Source organism: Thermostichus sp. MS-CIW-41, assembly GCF_054058915.1.
This window is the reverse complement of the sequence record NZ_JBSSBO010000013.1, coordinates 16486-35937: the sequence shown is the minus strand read 5'-3', so window position 1 is coordinate 35937 and position 19452 is coordinate 16486. Positions and strand designations below refer to the sequence as shown.

Below are 19452 nucleotides of genomic sequence, written 5' to 3'. Positions count from 1 at the left end.
TGGCATCGAGAAAGGAGCTTCCAGAGTGTAGTGGAACCATTGAGCCCATCTTGTCCTCAGGAAGGGATCCAGAGCAAAACCCTTTTTCGCGGTGGGCTAATCATGACCAGCGTCGGGCTTCTTGGTGAGGGTGAGAAAGAAATGAGCTAGGGCTGCCACACATTCTCGATCTTCGAAGAGTAGGTGGCATCGCTGCCGAACCTCCTCAGCCATGTGGTAGCGAAACTCAGAATCGGATCCCAGTTTTACGGCCAAATCCTCGTAGCTTTTCAGATCCGAGGCAATTAAACTGTCCAGCCCCATTCTTTTGAGAATGGCATAGGTATGCCGCCCCCGCATCAGCTTTCCAGGGCAAGTGATCACAGGCAATCCGACCGCAACGGCCTCTAAGGTGGTGATCCCACCTGACCAGCCATAGGAATCTAACATAAGATCGGCACAGCGGTTGAGATCCAAGTAGTCTTGATAATCCAATCCGGGCAGGATCAGGCAGTGGTCTTCTACATTGAGGCCATACAAAGAAAAAGCCCGGGTGAGCCGTTCCCGAAATTGTCGGGCAATAGCAGCATTGGGTAGAGCCAAAAAAACAAATTGAGCGTTGGGCACTCGCTGAGCAATAGCGGCAAAAAGATAGTCATATTGGGGCAGATATTTACCCAAGTATTGACAAGCTAGGTAAACCACTGCGTTTCTGCGCAGGCCGAAATCCTCACGATAGCGCTTTTGCTGAGGCAAAACCGGCTTTTCGAAGCAAGTGCCCAAATGAGGTAAACGAATCAGGGTTTCACTATAATGTTCTTGAGCATCCTCTGGCTCCATTAAATCGCTGGAGAGGAAATAGTCAATCGTAGAAAGCCCAGAAGTTACAGGATGAGCCCAAGTGGAGCACTGTATCGGTGCCAGTCGCAGGGAAGCCAGTTGCAGAATAAGAGGTGAAAGACCAATCTCCAAATACACTAAAATATCTAGCTGATCCTGCAGGATTTGTCGGGCTGCATCCTCAAGTCCGGTGGGAATGTGTCGAAACACATCGGCATATTGACGATACCGGTCTGTCATGAAATCGGTTCTGGGATCCAAGTGATAGGCGAAGACTTGAAACTTTCGCTCCGAGTTAGCCTGTCCATCAATCCAATTAGCATTTAGGTACTTAACCCAACCCAGAGATAAGCGGCTGTAAGAGCAAGCTCGCATGGAAGCTGAGGCAAACCCAACTCGGAGGGGATCCCCTGGTTGGGATTGGCAAGGAAGATATCTCCAATCGGGATAACAGGCGTTGACTATGCGTTGAACAAACTGGGCATATTTTTTCTGCAAATCCAGGTCGTTGTAGCCTTGGTACTGTAGGTAGTGATTGGTTCCCAGTCCTGATGCCCACAGCGCTGTGCGACGTTGCTCCTCTGTTTCTAGGGGAGTTTCCTCAATAAGACGATCCAGGTGCTCAACAAAGCGAGCACGAAAGGAGTTGAGCTCTTCCTCACTCCGATAGACTGCCGGCAAGTAGAGATGATAAAACCAACGAGCCTGTTCTAACTGGGGATCCAAAGCCAATGCTTTCTCCAGGTGATCCAAGGCAACAGCGTGTTCTCCTTGATCTCGGTAGGCGATAGCCAGATTCAGATGCACCTCTTCCAAAGGGATCCCTGCTGCTCGATCCGAGTTTACCAACAGGGAATTGAGCAGGGGGATCGCCTCTTCGCAGCGACGTAAGTTAACGAGGATCTTGCCAGCTTGAAAGGCGGAAAGAGTGGCATCGGGATTGAGGTTTAAGCTCTGCTGGTAGCAGGATAAGGCTTTCTCCCATTGGCCCGAAGACTCGTAGACCACGCCTAAGTTGTGATGATAAAGAGCTACGCAAGGATTTAACTCAATAGCCTCGGCAATTAGCGCAGCTGCCCATTCCAAATCCCCCTTGGTCTGGGCCACCGTTCCCAGCAGGTGCAAAGCGTCGGCTTGCTCAGGAAACTCCGCCAAGATCTCGGAGTAAATGGCTTCTGCTTGTCGCAAATCTCCTGCTTGCTGGGCTTGGATCCCGGCTAGAAGTTTGTTTGTAAGTATCCAGTCTGACATCTACTACAAGATGGCTAGAAATTCTCCTGACTTGTCTGCCCAGTATAGTTTTTTCCAGTTATAGTCAGTTCAGTTGGGGATAAGATGACTTTACAGGCAAGATAACATGCAGGTAGACCTAAAGAGGAAGCTTAGATCTGAGAGAGAGTCGTATTTGTTCCGCTCCGTGGCTCATTTTTTTACTTTGTTCAGCTACTTTACCTAAACGTAAGCTCTGCTCAGGTAACAGAGACAGCCGTAGTTACCTTGAGAAATCTCCCCCTGCCAGAGGAGATGAGAGGGATCCAACATCTGGTCAATCTGCTTGCGGTCTTGCTCAGAAGTAAACTCCACGTAAATCACCTTGATGTCTTTGAGCTGCTCTTGCAAGCTGGTCAACACCTCCACCTCATCTCCACCTGTAGCCACCCTGAGCACATCGATGGGCTCCAAACCCAACTCCTTGAGGGCTGCCCTGGCTTCCCGGAAAGGGAGCAGCTGCTCCACTCCCCACTCGGCCTGAGGATCCTCCGGCCAGAGGCGACGGGTTCTGCAACTATCCTGCCCCGCCAGCCCCACCGAATGCACAAAGCAGTTGCCCAAGCTGAGAATATTCTGCCGCAGCAGGTGTAGAGCTAGGGGATCCACCTCGAAACAGTGAATAGCCGCCTCAGGGTGAAGAGTTCTGAAACAAGCGCTGGCCACGCCCACCCCCGCTCTCACATCCACGACAACCTTGACATCAGGAAGAATGGAAGCCGCAGGCTGATAGATGCGGCTCAGGCTGGCTACTGTCCCTTCATACTCAAGGCCTTCGTACCCCCGCAACCAAGCTGACGGAGCAGAGCTGCCCTTTTGGATTAAGTCAATGAGAAAAGTTTCTGTTATGTTCCCCGCATTGGCAAAGAGGAGCTGGGTATCTTCTCCCGGAATGAAAGCAAAGCTGGCCCTCAAAGGCTGCCCCAGCCGCTGCAAGTCCTGAGCTGTGCACACCACCGCATCAAAGCTAGGCCAACTGCTCGGCTCCCCCCTCACCTCATGAACTCGCTCGGGCACTCCCTTCTGCTGCAGCAGACCACAGGGATCCCCAAACCCCTCTTCCACGTACAGCTCCAGCCGCGGCAAGTCCAGCAAGTCTGCTGCTATCACCCCAGGACAGCTTCGGCCAACAAATACCCTCAGTCGCTCCTGCACGCGATGCAGCTCTTGAATGGGCTCGTAGATTCCTAGTCGTGTGTCTATCCAGGCAGAGCTGGCCGTGCTGACAAAGTAGCGCACATCAGAGCGGGGCGAGTAACGAAAGGGCTCCGGCAGCTCTCCCCCAAACACCCAGTCCAGCAGGTTCTGAATGCGGTGGCGGGGATGCCAGTGTTGGTCGAAAGTGTGATAAGCGCGGCGGGCAATTTGAATGGCCTCCTGGGGATAGTCTAGGTAGTAGCGGATTTTCTCCAGGAGTTGGGCTTCGGAGTTGTAGGTGTCGCAGTAGGTGCCGGGCGCCAAAAGTTCGTCCAATCCTGAGGCGAAGGAGAGCTGGTCGGTGAGCAGAAAGCCCCCTGCAGAAATCACTTCCAAGTTCCTTAAGTTCAGATCCCCATTTTGGCTGCAGTTAAAGGAAATCAGAGAATGGGCAAACCATTTGGCTGCCTCTTGGTGGTTGGCTGTTTTGATGAGGATGGGCAAATCTGCATTCTTTATGGCTTGAACCAGCCGGCAACGCCTGGGATGGCGGGATCCCTGTTGGCCGATAAAGACCACTTGATTTTCTCTATCTTCCACCCAATCGTGGGTAACAGTGCGCATGGAGATAAGAGGCAACCAGGCAAGATTCTCAACGCCTGCTGCGGCAAACCAGTGCAAATGCTGGAAGTTATAGGCAGTAGCGACGTAATCAAAGCCTTCAGTAGCCCAGTAGGCCAAGAGATGGTTGATGGGAAGTTTCCAGTGGTGGGTGTCTCCAGCTAGCAAGAGTGTGGGGCATTTAAACTTCCTTGTATTTAGGGGATTACTCTGGTCAAAGCTGGAAGTCCAAACAATAACTAGGTCAAACTCCTTATTTGTAATTTGCTCAGACTGCTGCACAAAGTCATAGAGGTCATAGTCTCCCTCTGGGCACTCCACCAATTCCTTAGAGAGATTGACAAAGTTTAGTCCAAAGCCCTTGGCTCTCCTCTTGGGGCAAAGACTGACCTGCCGATCTGAAAGCTGCGGGGGCGGGATATAGTCTGGCGGAGTTGGCCAATTGAGGAGAATTCGCGGAGCATTGGCCTTGATGTCTTGCATTTCTCGACTCCCCAAGTTGAGCGGCAGGTTCTTCTAACTCCTACAGGCTACTAGGATTGGACACAACAACAAGGGATCTCTGTTGCCCTGGAAAACGATAAGCCGAGCATAGGTTATAAGCAACCCCATGGATCCCTGTCTGCAAGAGCCGAATCCAGTTTACCTGCCTGGATGGCCCCTACCCAAGACGAGCTCTCCTACGACAATGGCATACCCATGGAAAGCTGGCGGCACACGTGCCAGATGGACTTGCTCATCTCCACCACCCATGCCGAGCGAGGTTTTGAGGCTGTACCCAGCGAAGTGGGAGGGTAGGAGGCCACCTGGATTCTGTGGGCCACTGCCGCTGGGGAACTGATGCCTGCCAAGGCTGAACTGGAGCAGCAAAGGGCTGAGCGCCTGGCCTAAAAGTTGTGAGAACTGGGGGTGGATCCGGGTACATTAAGCTAGAGCAGACGTCAGGGATCCCTCCCCATGGATTGCCAAGACCTTGCTCAGGATCTTCTCCTAGAACTGGAGCAAGCTCAGAGTCTCACCCAGCTCTTAGATTGGGCTTTAGCCTGCCTTCCTAGCCAGCAAATCTTCTGCCAGATTGGCTGGGAAGAGTCCGCAGCTGTTTTGCAGGCAATGCTTCGCTATCCTGAAAAGTTAGCAGTGATTCTACGGAATCCCCTACAGAGCTCATCCGAAAAGTCAATCAGCACAGAAGATATCCAAACCCAAATTTCTCAGTTGGGATTAGAAGAACGGGTTCTACTCCTAGAAGGCCCCATTCCTGCCCTTTTGGCAGATCTCGGTCAATGTTTCCCAGAGACCCAGATTGGCGTTTGTTTCTGGACTGAACTCACGGACTACCGTACCTGTCTGCTTCAGTCTTTGCTACTGCGGGATTACTTGGCCGACTCAGCCCTATACTTGGTCAACCATTGCCGCTACGGAGCCATAGCCCAAGCCAACCTAGATTTGATGGGGATAGATCCCAGTTTTCATCTGCAGAAGGTTTTGCCCAATCTAGGCCAAGGGATCCATCTCCTCACTTGGGATCCCCAGCACAAAGGGTTAACCGAGCAGGATCTCGCTCACATCCAAGCAATTGGCCCTGGATCACTGCTGGCAGCTAACCCGGTATTCCTGACTTTTACCCAGCCGGATCCCTCAGAACCCAACCGGTTTTACCCCTGTAAATACATCAAGCTGGATAACTTCCTGCCTCAAGAGCTCAACCAAGCCATTCTCCAACATGCCATTACCCACCAAGACAAGTTTATCCCTTCCAAGAGCTACAGCAACAGCAACACCGAGGCAGAGTCACTAAAATTTCGCCGCTCCCTGAGGCTGGACTTCGCTTACTTTCAGGAGCATGGATCCCTGCTGCGAGAAAAAATTGCGGCTGTTGCTCCCCAGATTTTTGCTGAGCTAGGCATTGAGAACTTTGACATTCAAATCTTTGAGATGGAGATGATTGCCAGCCATGATGGCTGCTTCTTTACCGCCCACACCGATAACTCCTACCCACAAACTGCCTTCCGCCAGGTGAGCTGCGTATATTACTTCCACAAAGAGCCAAAGCCTTATCGAGGAGGTGAGCTGCGCATCTACGATACCCAAAGGCAAAAACCTCATCCACCAATCCTGCACGGGGCATACGATGAGGTAAATCCTACAAATAACAGCATCGTCTTCTTCTCCAGCAGTTGCCTACATGAGATCCTGCCGGTATTTAGCCCTAGCCAAGCCTTTGCCGATAGCCGCTTCACTATCAATACTTGGCTAGGAGCCAAGCAATTCACCTAAAGGCTTGCAGCTCCACCATGGCCAGAGTTTGCATAATTACCACTGTTCGGGATCCAGGCGTGTGCTTGGAGTCGTTCATTCGCTATCACCTTGCCCTTGGAATTGACCATATTTATATCTTCTTTGACGATCCAGAGGATCCCGCTATTCAGGTGGCACTTCAGTTTTCCGATGTAACGGCTATTCCCAACGATGAAGCTTTGCAAGTCCAACAAGCATTGGGGAATGTTCTCTACCCAAAATATGGCCCTCATGTTGGCTATGAGGTCATGGCTCGTCAGATCCTTAACGTAGAAACTGCTATACAACTTGCCCTGGATCAGGGCATGGACTGGATTCTTCATATTGATGGAGATGAGCTTTTTTATCCTGGCCAGATGATGGCTTTGGATTGGTTTGATCAAGTAAGCGACGATATATTCCAGGTTACGTTCCTAAACCACGAAGCAGCTCCCGAAGCGTTTGAGATCGAAGACTACTTCCGCGAGGTCACTTTATTTAAGAGAAACCCTGCTATTTTGGATCCCGGATTCTATACCCGGTTTCAGAAGATCTCTAGTAAGAGTCAATACTTTTTGGCTTATCAAAATGGAAAGTCAGCAGCTCGGATCTATCCCTCTCTTCTGCCTAACAGCGTACATAGCTTTGATATTCCAGGGGATCATACTCTAGTAACGTCGTCTCCCTCTATTTTGCACTACTTGAACTGCGGCTTTCAAAACTACTATAAAAAGTATGCTCAACTGGGAAACTTTCCCGACTACTGGTGGCGCTCCAAGTCTAATCCTATTCGGGTGCCTTTTCACTTAACCTCACGGGACGCTTATTGCTCAGGAGATAGAACTCGTATGGAAGCTCTTTATCAAGAGTTCATACTTTACAGCAGTCCTGAAACCAACCAGAACCTCATCGAAAAGGGTATTCTTACTCGCATCTCCTACCCATCACAGTTACTGTCCTCGCTCTAGTTCACTGGTTTAGCCTAGAGCCCTTGCCTACTCTTGAGGGAGACTGGAGCAACTGAAATAAAAAAGCTCCCCACAGGGAGCCACGGAGTACATAAAGTAGAGATAGAAACTAGTCAAAGACGTTGCAGCTCTTACCAACAAAGGTAGCCGCAGTAGCCACAGCTGTCTCCTGTGATCCCAGCCCAATGGTGCATTGAATTTTGTTGCCAGAAGCGTTGATGTACTTATTGTTAGTTGCTGTGGTGTCCCAGCGCATTCCCTGAGGCGAAGTAGAATAAATATCGCTGGCCACTGGTGTCTGGTAGTTGGGAGCGCTCCACGGGTCATTCATGTATTTATCCTGCCTACTGCCGCAGTAGTCTGTGGGGCAGCCGTACTTAATCGTAGTGTAGTGATTAGGATACTGGGAGAAGTCCAGCCGATAGACTTCAGAAGCACGACCTACCGCAGTAAGAGCTGCCTGGGCTTCAGCCGTGCGGGAGCGGCGCACTTGGTTCAAGAACTGCGGGATCGCCACCGCCGACAAAATGCCGACGATCACAATTACCACCAGCAGTTCGATCAGGGTGAAGCCCTTGGCTTTGGAGAGAATTTGCTGAGCCAGTTTGGCCCGCAACAGAGACTGACGAGACTTTGCACTCATGAGTACCAGATCCTTTAGCAAACTAGAGAGTTAACTGTGCAGCTCACCTGCTAGTGCTAACTTACCCCGCTCAAGGGCGATTCATAACAGCCTGCTCCCTGGCGCAATTGCGGATTTTTGCCAGATGAGCCTGACACAGGTCAGTGGTTTAGCTGAGCCGGCCTCAGCATGGCAGATTAAGACTAGCACTCTTCCTTCAGCCTATGAACCCTACGCTGCAAGCCCGGATCCTGGAAGCCAAGCAACTGTTTCAGCAGTCTCCCGATACCTTTGCGGAGTGGTTGGTTGCTTTTTACCGAGAGCAAGACGCAAAGGATTGGCAGGAGTTCCTGTGGGGTTTCTTTGATCTCTCCCCATCTTCATTGGCCAATGAGCCAGCCTTCCCCTCTGAGCCAGAGGCAATTACCTTGTCAGCGCTGGAGCAGGCCTTGGCTGCTGGCCAGCTGAGCCTTGCTTACCAGCTCTACACGCCTCTGGTGAGGGCAGGGATCCTGTCCCAGGAGAAAGTCTTGGATTTGTTGCTATCCCTCGCAAGTCGTCTGGAAAACAGCCCCGCGCAGGAGCCGCAGCAGCGTCTTCAGGCTTGTCTAAAGCTGCGGGAGATGGCCTTTGAGCTGGATCCAAGCCGGCGGGACAACACCCAAGTTTTGCTGATGCGGGCCCTGCAAGCTCAGGATGAGCTGGCAGTTGGCTTTTATGGGCAAGCCCTACTGGAGAGCCTAGGCGGCGAGAAGAGCCTCGATATTACTCAGGAGCCACTCCTTACTGAATTGCTCGCGCGGCTATGGGACGATGGCTACCTGAGCTTGTTTTTTGAGGTGGCCACAACTTTACAAGTCTTTCTTCCGGAGGAACAAAGATCTGGATTTGCTGCTTTGCTGGCCCAGCTAGCCAATGCGGTGGATCCCGAGCAGGCGAAGCGCTATGAAGGTTTGTGGACGATAGAGGACTTAATCGGTGACTTTTTTCAGAGGGCAGCCCGCGCCTTCTTCCAGAACTCTACCAGTGATGGCTATTCCATTTTAGGAGAAGCTCTCATCACGGCGGCCGAGAGCTCACAGGTGCAAGAGAACTTTACTCTTCGTCTATCCCTTCTATCAGAATCGCTGGAAAAGTTGATCCATGCTGCCCAGCCAGAACGGATAAACCTTGTTATTCAAAAAATTATAGACTTGATTTTGTCAAGGGAAACTAACTTAGAGTCCTTAAAAATTGATGACGAAAATCTACTTGAGAGCTTAACAATTTCCAAATCCATTATATTTCGAGTTTGCTTTTGTTGGAGTTATCTAACTGACGATCGCTCTCTGATTCGTCATTACCAACAAATTGGTGGTAGAATCTTTAACGACTGCCTAAGCTTAATGGCTTCTCAGCGAGACTTTCTTTGGTCGGAATATTGGCAGAAGAATCAGCAAGACTACTGCGGATCTGGCAGAACTAAGCGAAAGCTGAGGGTAGGCTTTCTGGGTAACTGCTTTCAGCGACATTCGGTTGGCTTTCTCAGTGAGGCTACTCTCAGGAACCTATCTTGCGATCTTCTGGACGTTGTCTACTACTACTACCAGGGGTGGAAAAATGAAGATATGGCCAGTCATGACAATATGTATCAAAAGTTTCGCTCTCACGAAAATCTCCATTTTCGCTTTTTTCCAGGAGAAACCAATTCGCCTCAAGTAGCTGCTCAAGCACGCGAGGATCGCATCGATATTATGATATTTATGGACTCTATTACCTGCCACGATGCGAATATTGTAGCAGCTTTGCGAGCTGCCCCCATCCAAATTGGTTGGCTGGGTGGAGATGCTGTTGGTTTGCCGGAATTTGACTACTTCTTTGCCGATCCCTATATCCTTCCTGAAGATGCACAGGCCGATTACCATGAAAAAATTATCCGCTTGCCTAGCTACTGTGCTGTGGACTATCTGGACGTCCTGCCCGCTGATAAGATAGATTTCAGAGCTAAGCTGAGAATCGATCCGCAAGATATTGTTCTTCTAACTGCGGCCAGTGCCTACAAGCGCACCCCTGAATGCATTGATGCTCACCTGCAGATTCTAAAAGCCGTACCTAACGGTATCCTAATTGTCAAAGGCTCGGGGGAAATTGCCACGGTTATCAGGCGCTATCAGGAAAGAGCCAAAGAATTAGATGTTTTGGATCGCGTCCGATTTCTAGCCAAAACCAGCACTGTAGAAGAGCATCGCGGCCAACTGGCTTTGGTGGATCTGGTCTTAGATACCTTTCCCTACACAGGCGCAACCCACACTATGGAAGCTCTCTACATGGGTGTGCCAGTTCTTACCTTAGTAGGTCGCCATTACTACGGCCGAATGAGCTACAGTCTGCTAAAAAATATCGGTCTTGAAGATTGTATCACTTGGTCAGTAGAAGAGTTTATCCAACGTGGGATCCAACTGGGCAATGATCCGGAGTGGATTAATCGGATCAAAAGGCAAATCAAGGATTCTCGCCGTTGGTCGGTGATTTGGGATCCAAGAGAACATGCCCGCAGCATGGAAGCTGCTTTCTTCCACATCCTGGAAGGTAAATCCCACGAAACTTATACGTTTCACCCCAACGACTTGTACTCAACTCCAGATGAATGGAACCAAGCTGGGATCGAGCTCATTCGATCCCTAAGTGCTGATGCTTCAGTCTCAACACGTCAATCTGCTTGGGAAGAGGCACTATCCCTGTGGCGAAGAAGTTTGGCTAAGGATCCCCGCCATGTTCCCTGCTGGCTAAATCGAATACATGCTCTACTGGTACTGGGCGATCGTCCTCGTGCCTTTGAAGATGCCTATGCTCTACTAGAGTTTCTGTGTACAGAAGCGCCGGACTTATGTCCTTCCAGAGGGACAGATCTCCCCATCTGGTATGAAAGCGAAGTTTCTACTCACTCAAATACTTATACAAAACATAGTTATCTCTATTATCTATCCAGATGGATAGCTACTCACGTTGGGGTCGTATACAGCCCAGAAGCCATGCGATTTTGGAACCTAACTTATTCGATAGATCCAGATGATGAACAAGCAGCTCTGGCGGTAGCGATTGAGCTTCTCTCGCAGAAAAAGATAGAAGGGCTAATACCAATTAACCATATACTTAGCCTTGATCCAACTCATCGCCAAGCATGCCTGGTCAAGGAAATTGCACTGTGGGAGGTTGTGTCTCAAGTGCAAACAGCCTCTTTCCCTGCGCAGCCCGATCTCTATTTTGACTATGAAAATTGCAGACTCTCCCTCGAGCCTTCGTTCTCGAGTGTTGTCACGCGCGTTCTACTTACTCAAGGAGAATGGTTTGAGAGCGAGATTAGCTTCTGCAAGCACTTTTTAAGACCAGGGATGAACGTAATCGATGTAGGGGCAAATGTTGGAGTATATACTTTCCTTGCTGCGCATCGAGTAGGCCCTACGGGTAGTGTAATCGCAATTGAGCCCACGGCTTCTTGTCTTCAGTGTATGCGGAAGACAATAAGTGCCAGCTCCCTAGAGGATGTTGTCTTCCTTATCGAAGCTGCTGCCGGTGAGCATGAAGGCACTGTTCAGTTAGGAGAAGAAAGATCTGGGGCATTTAACTCTATCGGAAATCCGAAGCAGGCATCAGGGCAGGCGTCAAATAATGGTGAAGGAAAAATTGTGAATCTTGTTACCCTGGACTCTGTGTGGCGTTCGAAAGGTGAACCCCGGATTGATCTTATCAAGATTGATGTAGAAGGCGCGGAAGAGCAGGTCGTTTCCGGCAGTCTAGAGTTGCTTGCCGCCAGTCACCCTGTTCTTATTCTTGAAAACAAGCACGGCCCTAAAGTTACTGGAACTTCTACAGCTAAAATACTGGAGCCTTTGGGATATGAGTTTTACACCTACAACCATTTCCTGAATAAGCTAGCCAAGATCAAGACTCAGCAATACTCGATTTCTACTCTAAACATTATTGCGATTCATTCTTCAGATCTAGAAAAAGTTGCAGACATGATATCGGTTTAGAAAGTTGGATCCGAATTTTGCTCTTTTGCTTGTGTTGAGCAAGGAGCTTTCCAGGGCTGGGTGGTTTCTGTTGTACGAGCAAGTCATTCAACTTTTCTGGGGAACAGAGCTTGCAGTGGGGGTGGGCAATCGTAAGTAGACAGCTCATGCCAAGAAGTCCAACTGACGTTAGACACTGCAGGCGCCGCGAGCAAGCCAATTTGAGCAAATTCAACTAACCGGAAGAGCGTAGCAATTGCATCAACTGCTGAGGCGTCATCTGCTCGTAGGGCTCAAAGGGCTGGTGGATCCAAGGGTTATCCGGCAAATAGTCCACATAGTAGTCGGGTTGATAGACGGAGGCGGCCTTGTACCACAGTACGCCGGTGCGGATCTCCTCGATGTAGAAGCCGTAGTGGTGCTTGAGCCAGTGGACAGAGCGCTTTAGGGTCATGCCAGAGTCTGCCAGATCGTCCACCAACAGCACGTGGCTGCCCAGGTTGGCGGTGGTCATGGCTAGATCCCGCGAGAAGGTCAGTTGCCCCCGCTGGCGGTTACCGGGCCCAGAATAGGAAGAGGCTGAGAGAATAGCCAGGGGCAGGTCGAAAAGACGGGCCAAGGTATCGCCGATGCGCAGCCCCCCCTTGGCAATACAGACGATTTGGTTAAATTCCCACCCGCTTTCGTAGACTTTGACGGCCAACTCCTCGATTTTGCGGTGGTAGTCGGCCCAGGTGATGGAAATTTCGTGCAAGGGATCCCCCTCTACCCATCTAGAGTGCTCAGTTTAATAATGACGCTTCTCCCCTCGACTAGGGACTAGCTTTCTTTCAGAGGGATCACCTTCACCCAATGGGCATAGACGGGATCCCGATTTTCGGTAATTGCCGTCAGCTTCTGCCGCAACTGCTCGGTGATGGGGCGGGAGGGGGGCAGGACGTACTGCTCGATCTGGCGAATGGGGGTGATCTTGGCAGCAGTGCCGGTTAAAAAGGCCTCGTCAGCAATCAATAGCTCCGATTTGTCAACGGGCCGTTCTTGGGTAGGGATCCCCAGGTCGCGGGCCAGAGTGAGGACGCTGTCGCGGGTGATCCCTTCCAAGATATCTTGGTCGAAGCTGGGGGTAATCAGCACGCCATTGCGCACGATGAAGATGTTCATGCCCGAGGCTTCGCTCACTTTGCCCTGGGAGTTCATCAAAATGGCCTCGTCATAGCCAGCCTGCGCCGCCTCGGTTTTGGCCAAAGAGGAAGTGATGTAGGCGCCGGTGATCTTGCCCCGCAATGGTAGGCTGCGATCCTCTTGCCGGGCCCAAGAGCTGATGCGGCAACTGACCCCCTCCGGCGAGAGATAATCCCCCAATTCTAACCCGTACACGAAAAAGTCTTTCTCGATGTTGTGCAGCCGCGGCGAGATGCCTAGGTCGGAGGTGTACACCAAGGGGCGGATGTAGAAAGACGTGGAGGGACGGTTTTTTCCGATCAGCTCGACGATCACCTGCTCAATCCGTTCAGCAGGGAGATCAAAACAGAGCAGGCGGGCGCTTTGACTCAGTCGTCGGCAATGGCGATCCAGACGGAACACCAGAACTTGATCCGGGTTTTGCGGATCAGGGATCCCGCGTAGGCCGCCGAACGCCGCTGTCCCGTAGTGCAGAGCATGGGTGGCAATGGAAATCTTCGCCTCAGCAAAGGGGACAATCTGGCCCTGAAAGTAGGCGTAGGGCAGAAAATCTGGCATGGTCGGCACCCACCGGGGTAGGAATGAGGGGTAGGAATATTATCACCGATTCGTGCAGTGCCGGGAGCTCCAACGTCGGCATGACTTCCCTGCCTGTAGTAGCAGCACGCGGGATAGGTGTAGAGGTATTTCTCCCCCGCAGCAGCGTTGTTTAGCCAGTCAGTTTCCGAGAGGGTTGGATTGGAGAAGCAAACAGTTCGTAGCTGAAGAGGGGCCGAGCAGCTACACCCTATGACGCAAGGGGGATGAACTCCTTGCGAAGGCAGCAATGCTCCTTGTGGCAAGGCTTCTTGAGTCTCAGGGTGGTAGGGTAAGGAGGTGGTTGCTCAAGCAGCTGTAAATAAAGCCTGCAAAACTTTCGATTGCTGCCTTACTTTTGCTTGGCATTTTGCCCCCCGCTAGCCCGATGCTGTCGACGGGTGGGAGCCGGAGGGCTGCTTTTGCCCAATCTTTTGCTCTGGGTATCCCCATTGAGGAAGCCATTCGGATCGCTCGATCTGCCGTGCCCAATGCTGTGATCAAAGAAGTTGAGTTGGAGCGCGAAGATAGACGCCTAGTTTGGGAAGTAAACTACCCGGCACCCGCGCTATGCGCAGGGTGCGGGCTTTATCCCAATCCCTAGCGGCCCCAGAGGGCAGCTAAGTTTCGGAATTTCGGGCGAGTTTACAGTCGCCCCAAGAAGAGAGATCACCCGAGCAGCGTTATGGTCAGCGTCCCCTTCCCAGCCACAATGTCCACACTTGAACGACTTGCCGCTTCGGTAAGACTTGCCCTGCTCAGGGTGGATGTGCAGGCACCGGTGGCAGGTTTGGCTGGTATAGGCGGGCGGAACCAGTACCACAGGCACTCCAGCAATGGCAGCCTTGTAGGCCACAAACATCCTGAGCTGGTAGAACGCCCAGTTATTGGTTCTACGGCGTTCAGCTTTACTCCGAGGTTTCTGATTCAAGCACTCTCGGATGCCTGTCAAGTCCTCAAAAGCCAGTGCTGCACCAATGGCCTGGGCATCCCTGACCAAGGTTCTGCTGATGTTGTGGTTCAGCCATGTCTGGTAGCGCCGTTCCCTCCCAGAAAGCCTACGAAGCAGTCTTCTAGACGACCTCGTGCGTTTGGATTGAACCTTGGCGCGTACACGGCTGAACCGGTCACGGACGGCCTGGATGTGTTTTCCACTCCAAGAACGCCCGTTACTAGCGGTGGCTATATCCCGCCTGCCCAAGTCAACTCCGATTACCTTTGGAGTTTTGCCAGTTGGGGGAGTGTCCAACTCAACCGCAATGTTGATGTAGTACTCCCCTTGCCTGGTCTTGCACAAAGTAGCACTTGTTGGTTTCTGCCCTCGCAGAAGTGCTATCTGATAGCCGCCGATCTTGAGCTTGAGCCGAACCCGTCCACTCATCAGTGTTACACCAACAGCCTGTTCGGACTCTCGGTACTCGAAAGTGCGCACATCCAAAGTCAGGCTGGTGGGGCGAAACTTGTGGACTTGTTTCACCGCTTTGGCGTTGCTAATCACACGGCGGAGTGCCTGACAGACGTGATTAGCCTTCAGCCCCGTTGCCGCTCTTACCGGTCGATAAACCAAGTGATGCAGCTTGGCGACGTTCCAGCACTTTTCACGTTTAGCGGTGTCGAGAATCTGGTTGCAGGCGTCAGCAAATCCCTGCAAGGTGCGGTCAATCTCTTGACGCAACTCTTGTGGGACTATCAGCTTGCAACGTACAGAGATGGTCTGGCTCATGGGCTTATTGTAGCTCATCCAGACTTTGCCCCAGTACACTTATATGGAGGCGGGCTTTCCTCCCGGCACCAAGCCTGCGGCTATGGTGCGGGCCTCCAGCCCGAAAATTGGTGAAATTTACCAACGATATTGAAGTTAAGATCGACGCCACTACCGGCAATATTGTCGATATCGACGACTAGCACTCAGGAGATGCCCCCTGCATAGGCGGGGGTGAGCGTTGCCGGAAAAGGCTGTAGCTGCTACTGCTTGATGAAAAAGTAGCGACCTTGAGAACTGCGAAAGCTGGGTTGTGCAAAGGTCAGGGATCCCTTTCCTTTTGGGCATGGGGAAAGCGTCTACACGGTAGCTGCCTGATGGCTGAAGCCGGTTCGACAGCTGGCTAGGGACAGGTGGTGGGGTCAGGCTGAGCTAGAATGCTGTCTATCCGTCTTGCTGCTCCCCCTGATGGACGACCCCCCTTTAGCCTCGACGGCTGCTTTCCCCAACACCGAGCTTTCGTGGGGAGATGCGTCGCTTAGTCTCCTTTGGGTCATCGGTCTTCTGGTCATCAACGCTTTCTTTGTCGCGGTCGAGTTTTCCTTGGTATCGGCGCGGCGCTCCCGCATGGTGCAGTTGGCGAGCGAGGGAAACCGCCAGGCGGCAATTGTGCAAAAAGCCCAAGAGCAACTGGAATATGCCCTCTCCACCACCCAGTTGGGCATTACCCTGGCCAGTGTGTTGTTGGGCTGGATCGGGGCTACGCAAGTGGCGCCGACGCTGTTTCTGGCCTTGAGGCAGTTGGCTTGGCTTCAGAACCTGGATCCGGCCCTTATTCGAGGGGTGGCAGTGGTGTTGGTGTTTTCGCTGCTCACCTATTTTCAGATCGTGGTAGGGGAGCTGATCCCCAAGACTCTGGCCATTCTCTATTCCGAGCCGATTGCGCTGCAACTGGCCTGGCTCAATCGTTTGGTCAGCCGTATCCTAAGACCTTTTGTAGAGCTGCCCCGCTTTTCCTCTCGGTGTGTGCTGCGGCTTTTGGGAGTCCAGATTCCGGAGGCCAGCTCCTTTTACAGCACCATGACGGTGGAGGAGTTGCAACTGTTGATCGCCTCGTCGGTGGAGTCGGGCAACATCGAGGCGGAAGAGCGAGAGCTGTTGAGCAACATCTTCGAGTTTGGCGAGACGGTAGCTAGCGAGGTGATGATCCCGCGTACCAGCATCGACGCGGTGCCGGAAACTGCAACGGTGCAAGAAGTGCTGGCCGAGGTGGCCGAATCAGGACACTCCCGTTACCCGGTCTACGGCGAGTCTTTGGATGACATCCGCGGGCTGATCCACGTCAAGGAAGTCATTGGGGAGCTGGCCAAGGGATCCATCGACCTCCACAGCCCCATCACGCCTTTTATCCGCGAGGCCCACTTTGAGCCGGAGAACAAGCCGATTGCCGAACTGTTGCCCGAAATGAGGCAGCACCACTGGCCGATGGTGGTGGTGGTGGATGAGTTTGGCGGCACGGCGGGCCTGATCACCATTCAAGACTTGGTGGAGGAGATTGTCGGCAAGCTCTCCGATGGCCCGGATCCCAACACCAAGGAGCCGGACATCCAAGAACTTGACGAAAATACCTTGCTCATCCAGGCTCAGCTAGATATTGAAGAGATCAACGAGCGCTGTGGCCTCAACCTGCCTCTGCACAAGGATTACCAAACGCTGGGGGGCTTTTTGATCTACCACATGCAGAAGATCCCACGTGCTGGGGAAAAGTTCACCTACCAAGAGATGGAGTTTCAGGTGGTGCGCATGGAGGGGCCACGGGTGGATCGGGTGAAGGTAGCCCGCCGCCCCGGCACCCCGGCAAACTCCCTACCGCTGCTCCCCCCGGCGCAAACGGCAAAAACCCGTCCATAAGCCCGCTAGGAGAGCATTAGGTCCTTGCCTTGACCACTTTCAGGGTCTGCAGGCGCACATCCTCTGGGCCGTTGATAAAGCCGCCTGCCTCATGCACCAACAGCAGATAGTTCACCGCCTCTTGAGTCACCTCTTCTCCCGGCACCAAAATCGGGATCCCAGGTGGATAGGGGGAGATGATCTCGGCGCAGATATGGCCCACTGCTTCTTGGAAAGGCACCCGCTGAATGGGGGCAAAAAAAGCCTCCCGGGGTGATAGCCGTTGCGGTGGCAAGCAAGGACGGGGCAGTTGTGCCAGCCGCTGCATTTTTTCCATTGCCGCTCTGGATGGGCGGGATCCCTGAAAATGTTGCGACAGGGCGGCGAAACTTTCCACCAGGCGGTCAATGTCTCGCTGGGTATTGCCGATGCTGACAATGAAGACCACATTGTGCAGGGTGGACATCTCCGGCTGCACGTGGAAGTGATCGTTAACCCAGTCGTGAGCGTCGAAGCCGAACAACCCCAGCTCTGTCACCGTTACCGTGAGACGGGTGCGGTCGAAATCGAAAAAACCAGGGGTGGAGCCGATACGCTCTGGGCCAAAACAGCGCAAGCCGGGGATGCGGTTGAGACGGGCGCGGGCTTGATCTGCCAAAGCCAAGGCTTGGCCCAGCAGGGCTTCTCCCTCCAGTGCCATCTGCCGCCGTGCCACATCCAGCGACATCATCAGCACATAGCTGGGACTGGTCGATTGCAGCAGTTGCAGAATGTTGCGCACCCGGTTGGGGTCAATGCGGGATCCCTTGAGGTGCAGCATCGAGGCCTGGGTCATGCCGGAGATCACCTTGTGGGTGGACTGCACCACCAGATCGGCTCCGGCTTCCAAGGCCGAAATGGGCAATTCCGAATGAAACCCAAAATGGGGCCCGTGGGCCTCATCCACCAGCAGCGGCAGGCCGTGGGCGTGGGCGATGGCTGCCAGAGATTCCAGGTCGCAGCAAACCCCGTAGTAGGTGGGGCTGACCACCAAAACTCCCTTGGCGTCGGGGTGTTCTGCTAGGGCCCGCTCCAAGCCAGCTGGGGTGATGCCGTGGGCGATGCCCAGCTCAGCGTCGAAATCGGGCTCGATGTAGACGGGTACGGCCCCGGAGAGGATCACCCCGGCAATGGCGGATTTGTGGCAGTTGCGCGGCAAGAGGATCTTGTCTCCCGGATCGCACACCGCCATCACCAGCGTTTCCACGCCGCAGGTGGAACCGTTGACCAAAAACCAACTGCGATCCGCTCCATAAGCTGCTGCCGCCAGCTCCTGGGCCTCTCGGATCACGCCATCGGGGTCGTGGAGGTTGTCCACCTCTGGCAGCTCGGTCAGATCTGCCCGGAAGATGTTCTCTCCCAAAAAGGTCCGCAAGTCGGCAGGGATCCCACGTCCCTGTTTGTGGCCTGGCGTGTGAAAAGGAGCCTTATCCAAGCTGCAATAGTGGCGGATGGCCTCAAACAGAGGTGCTCGCTCCTGGGCTTTGCGATCCAGCGAGCGCAAGCAACGAGAGGTTTTGGACAGATTGGACAGAACCACAGACCACTCCTCAACACACCAGGTGGGCATTTTGTGATTATCCATCCCAATGGAGGCTAAGTCCACCGCTGGCGCTTTTCCTGCTAGCCTGGGTTTTCAGGTGGCCTTTCTTCCTCTCCTGTATGTTTGAAAAACTGCCCTTCCCCCTGAGCACTCTCGTGTTGCTGGCCGGGGCTGCCGCCACGGCTTGGGGCTTTGCCCACTACAACGATCCCACCCTCAATCTCATCGGCCTGTTTGCCGGGATCCCCTTGCTGTTGGGAGGGGTGACCATGAAGGTAGTGGAACTCAAGCCGGTACCTGCCCTGGCCGCCCCTTCTCTCGAGGTGATCCAAGCCCGCGCCCAGCAGGCCACGGAAATTCAAAAGCAAGTCCGCGCCGATATCACCAAATATAGCTACGGGGCTAATGCCCACCTGGAAGATGCCCTGGAGTTTCTGGGTCTGCGCGGCCCTCTGGAAGCAGATCTGCCCAAGGTGAGAGGGTACAGAGAAGAGCTGCGAGATGGCCGGTATACCTTGGTGCTTCTGTTCGATTCCCCCAAGGTTCCCTTCCAACAATGGCAGGAAAGCTACCAGAAAAAAATGCAAGGCTTCTTTGGCCGAGATGTGGAGGTGCAACTGGGGCAGCCCCAAGAAAATCAGGTGGAATTGGCGCTTGTTGCCCGAGGTGGATCCCAGGCCACTTGAAGAAGCCATTAGCTGCTGAATGCAACTCAACGGATCCCGAAGCTAATGCAGCCAGTAACTCAGGACTGTCGAGAGTTAACTCATGAGGGGTGTGGGGAGCTATGGGTCCTGCGCTGTGCCTATAGTATC

At 52.9% G+C, this 19452-nt stretch carries 14 protein-coding genes; 7 read left to right on the top strand and 7 right to left on the bottom strand.

What is annotated here, in order from left to right:
• Nucleotides 1–96: 96 nt before the first annotated feature.
• On the bottom strand, nt 97–2070 hold the full coding sequence (locus ACVWXE_RS05915) for an O-linked N-acetylglucosamine transferase, SPINDLY family protein (protein WP_457489822.1): 1974 nt from the start codon (nt 2068–2070) through the stop codon (nt 97–99).
• Nucleotides 2071–2271: 201 nt separating this feature from the next.
• Nucleotides 2272–4329, bottom strand: coding sequence for a glycosyltransferase family protein (locus tag ACVWXE_RS05910; RefSeq protein ID WP_457489821.1), 2058 nt, complete (start codon nt 4327–4329; stop codon nt 2272–2274).
• Nucleotides 4330–4500: 171 nt separating this feature from the next.
• Between ACVWXE_RS05910 and ACVWXE_RS05905 the strand changes: the two genes are divergently transcribed.
• The 3 genes from ACVWXE_RS05905 (at nt 4501) to ACVWXE_RS05895 (ending at nt 7091) form a co-directional block, all read left to right on the top strand.
• Nucleotides 4501–4644, top strand: a complete 144-nt coding sequence (locus ACVWXE_RS05905; protein WP_011432125.1) for a hypothetical protein — start codon at nt 4501–4503, stop codon at nt 4642–4644.
• A gap of 561 nt (nt 4645–5205) precedes the next feature.
• Nucleotides 5206–6123, top strand: a complete 918-nt coding sequence (locus ACVWXE_RS05900) for a 2OG-Fe(II) oxygenase (protein ID WP_457489820.1) — start codon at nt 5206–5208, stop codon at nt 6121–6123.
• Between the two features lie 17 nt (nt 6124–6140).
• Nucleotides 6141–7091 (top strand): glycosyltransferase family 2 protein, encoded by a 951-nt coding sequence (locus tag ACVWXE_RS05895; protein WP_457440388.1) that lies wholly within the window; start codon nt 6141–6143, stop codon nt 7089–7091.
• Nucleotides 7092–7200: 109 nt separating this feature from the next.
• Here ACVWXE_RS05895 and ACVWXE_RS05890 read toward each other — a convergent pair whose 3' ends face one another.
• Nucleotides 7201–7734 carry a type IV pilin protein gene (locus tag ACVWXE_RS05890; RefSeq protein ID WP_457489819.1) on the bottom strand — a complete coding sequence of 178 codons (534 nt, stop codon included), beginning with the start codon at nt 7732–7734 and terminating at the stop codon, nt 7201–7203.
• A gap of 203 nt (nt 7735–7937) precedes the next feature.
• Here ACVWXE_RS05890 and ACVWXE_RS05885 point away from each other — a divergent pair, with 203 nt between their 5' ends.
• Entirely contained in the window at nt 7938–11726 is a 3789-nt protein-coding gene (locus tag ACVWXE_RS05885) for an FkbM family methyltransferase (protein WP_457489818.1), read from the top strand.
• Between the two features lie 214 nt (nt 11727–11940).
• Here the strand turns inward: ACVWXE_RS05885 and ACVWXE_RS05880 are convergent, their stop codons facing one another.
• Both ACVWXE_RS05880 and ACVWXE_RS05875 read right to left on the bottom strand, forming a co-directional pair.
• On the bottom strand, nt 11941–12459 hold the full coding sequence (locus ACVWXE_RS05880; protein WP_414329088.1) for a phosphoribosyltransferase: 519 nt from the start codon (nt 12457–12459) through the stop codon (nt 11941–11943).
• Between the two features lie 65 nt (nt 12460–12524).
• Nucleotides 12525–13445 (bottom strand): branched-chain amino acid transaminase, encoded by a 921-nt coding sequence (locus ACVWXE_RS05875; RefSeq protein WP_457489817.1) that lies wholly within the window; start codon nt 13443–13445, stop codon nt 12525–12527.
• A 406-nt stretch (nt 13446–13851) separates the two neighbouring features.
• On the opposite strand from ACVWXE_RS05875, the gene ACVWXE_RS05870 reads away from it, so the two are divergent.
• On the top strand, nt 13852–14067 hold the full coding sequence (locus ACVWXE_RS05870; RefSeq protein ID WP_457467372.1) for a PepSY domain-containing protein: 216 nt from the start codon (nt 13852–13854) through the stop codon (nt 14065–14067).
• Here ACVWXE_RS05870 and ACVWXE_RS05865 read toward each other — a convergent pair.
• Nucleotides 14032–15186 carry an RNA-guided endonuclease InsQ/TnpB family protein gene (locus tag ACVWXE_RS05865; protein ID WP_457489836.1) on the bottom strand — a complete coding sequence of 385 codons (1155 nt, stop codon included), beginning with the start codon at nt 15184–15186 and terminating at the stop codon, nt 14032–14034. The two genes, ACVWXE_RS05870 and ACVWXE_RS05865, sit on opposite strands and share 36 nt — an antisense overlap.
• 447 nt (nt 15187–15633) lie before the next feature.
• On the opposite strand from ACVWXE_RS05865, the gene ACVWXE_RS05860 reads away from it, so the two are divergent.
• A complete protein-coding gene (locus tag ACVWXE_RS05860; protein ID WP_457489816.1) occupies nt 15634–17076 on the top strand; it encodes a hemolysin family protein in 1443 nt (480 codons plus the stop codon).
• A gap of 16 nt (nt 17077–17092) precedes the next feature.
• On the opposite strand, the gene ACVWXE_RS05855 is transcribed toward ACVWXE_RS05860, so the two are convergent.
• On the bottom strand, nt 17093–18634 hold the full coding sequence (locus ACVWXE_RS05855) for an aminotransferase class I/II-fold pyridoxal phosphate-dependent enzyme (protein WP_457489815.1): 1542 nt from the start codon (nt 18632–18634) through the stop codon (nt 17093–17095).
• Between the two features lie 122 nt (nt 18635–18756).
• Between ACVWXE_RS05855 and ACVWXE_RS05850 the strand changes: the two genes are divergently transcribed.
• Nucleotides 18757–19323 (top strand): DUF2854 domain-containing protein, encoded by a 567-nt coding sequence (locus tag ACVWXE_RS05850; RefSeq protein WP_414522531.1) that lies wholly within the window; start codon nt 18757–18759, stop codon nt 19321–19323.
• Nucleotides 19324–19452 lie beyond the last annotated feature (129 nt).

Coding starts and splice junctions, on each gene's coding strand:
- ACVWXE_RS05915 (WP_457489822.1), bottom strand. CDS start 2,070: ATGTCAGACTGGATACTTACAAACAAACTTCTAGCCGGGATCCAAGCC.
- ACVWXE_RS05910 (WP_457489821.1), bottom strand. CDS start 4,329: ATGCAAGACATCAAGGCCAATGCTCCGCGAATTCTCCTCAATTGGCCA.
- ACVWXE_RS05905 (WP_011432125.1), top strand. CDS start 4,501: ATGGCCCCTACCCAAGACGAGCTCTCCTACGACAATGGCATACCCATG.
- ACVWXE_RS05895 (WP_457440388.1), top strand. CDS start 6,141: ATGGCCAGAGTTTGCATAATTACCACTGTTCGGGATCCAGGCGTGTGC.
- ACVWXE_RS05890 (WP_457489819.1), bottom strand. CDS start 7,734: ATGAGTGCAAAGTCTCGTCAGTCTCTGTTGCGGGCCAAACTGGCTCAG.
- ACVWXE_RS05885 (WP_457489818.1), top strand. CDS start 7,938: ATGAACCCTACGCTGCAAGCCCGGATCCTGGAAGCCAAGCAACTGTTT.
- ACVWXE_RS05875 (WP_457489817.1), bottom strand. CDS start 13,445: ATGCCAGATTTTCTGCCCTACGCCTACTTTCAGGGCCAGATTGTCCCC.
- ACVWXE_RS05870 (WP_457467372.1), top strand. CDS start 13,852: ATGCTGTCGACGGGTGGGAGCCGGAGGGCTGCTTTTGCCCAATCTTTT.
- ACVWXE_RS05865 (WP_457489836.1), bottom strand. CDS start 15,186: ATGAGCCAGACCATCTCTGTACGTTGCAAGCTGATAGTCCCACAAGAG.
- ACVWXE_RS05860 (WP_457489816.1), top strand. CDS start 15,634: ATGGACGACCCCCCTTTAGCCTCGACGGCTGCTTTCCCCAACACCGAG.
- ACVWXE_RS05850 (WP_414522531.1), top strand. CDS start 18,757: ATGTTTGAAAAACTGCCCTTCCCCCTGAGCACTCTCGTGTTGCTGGCC.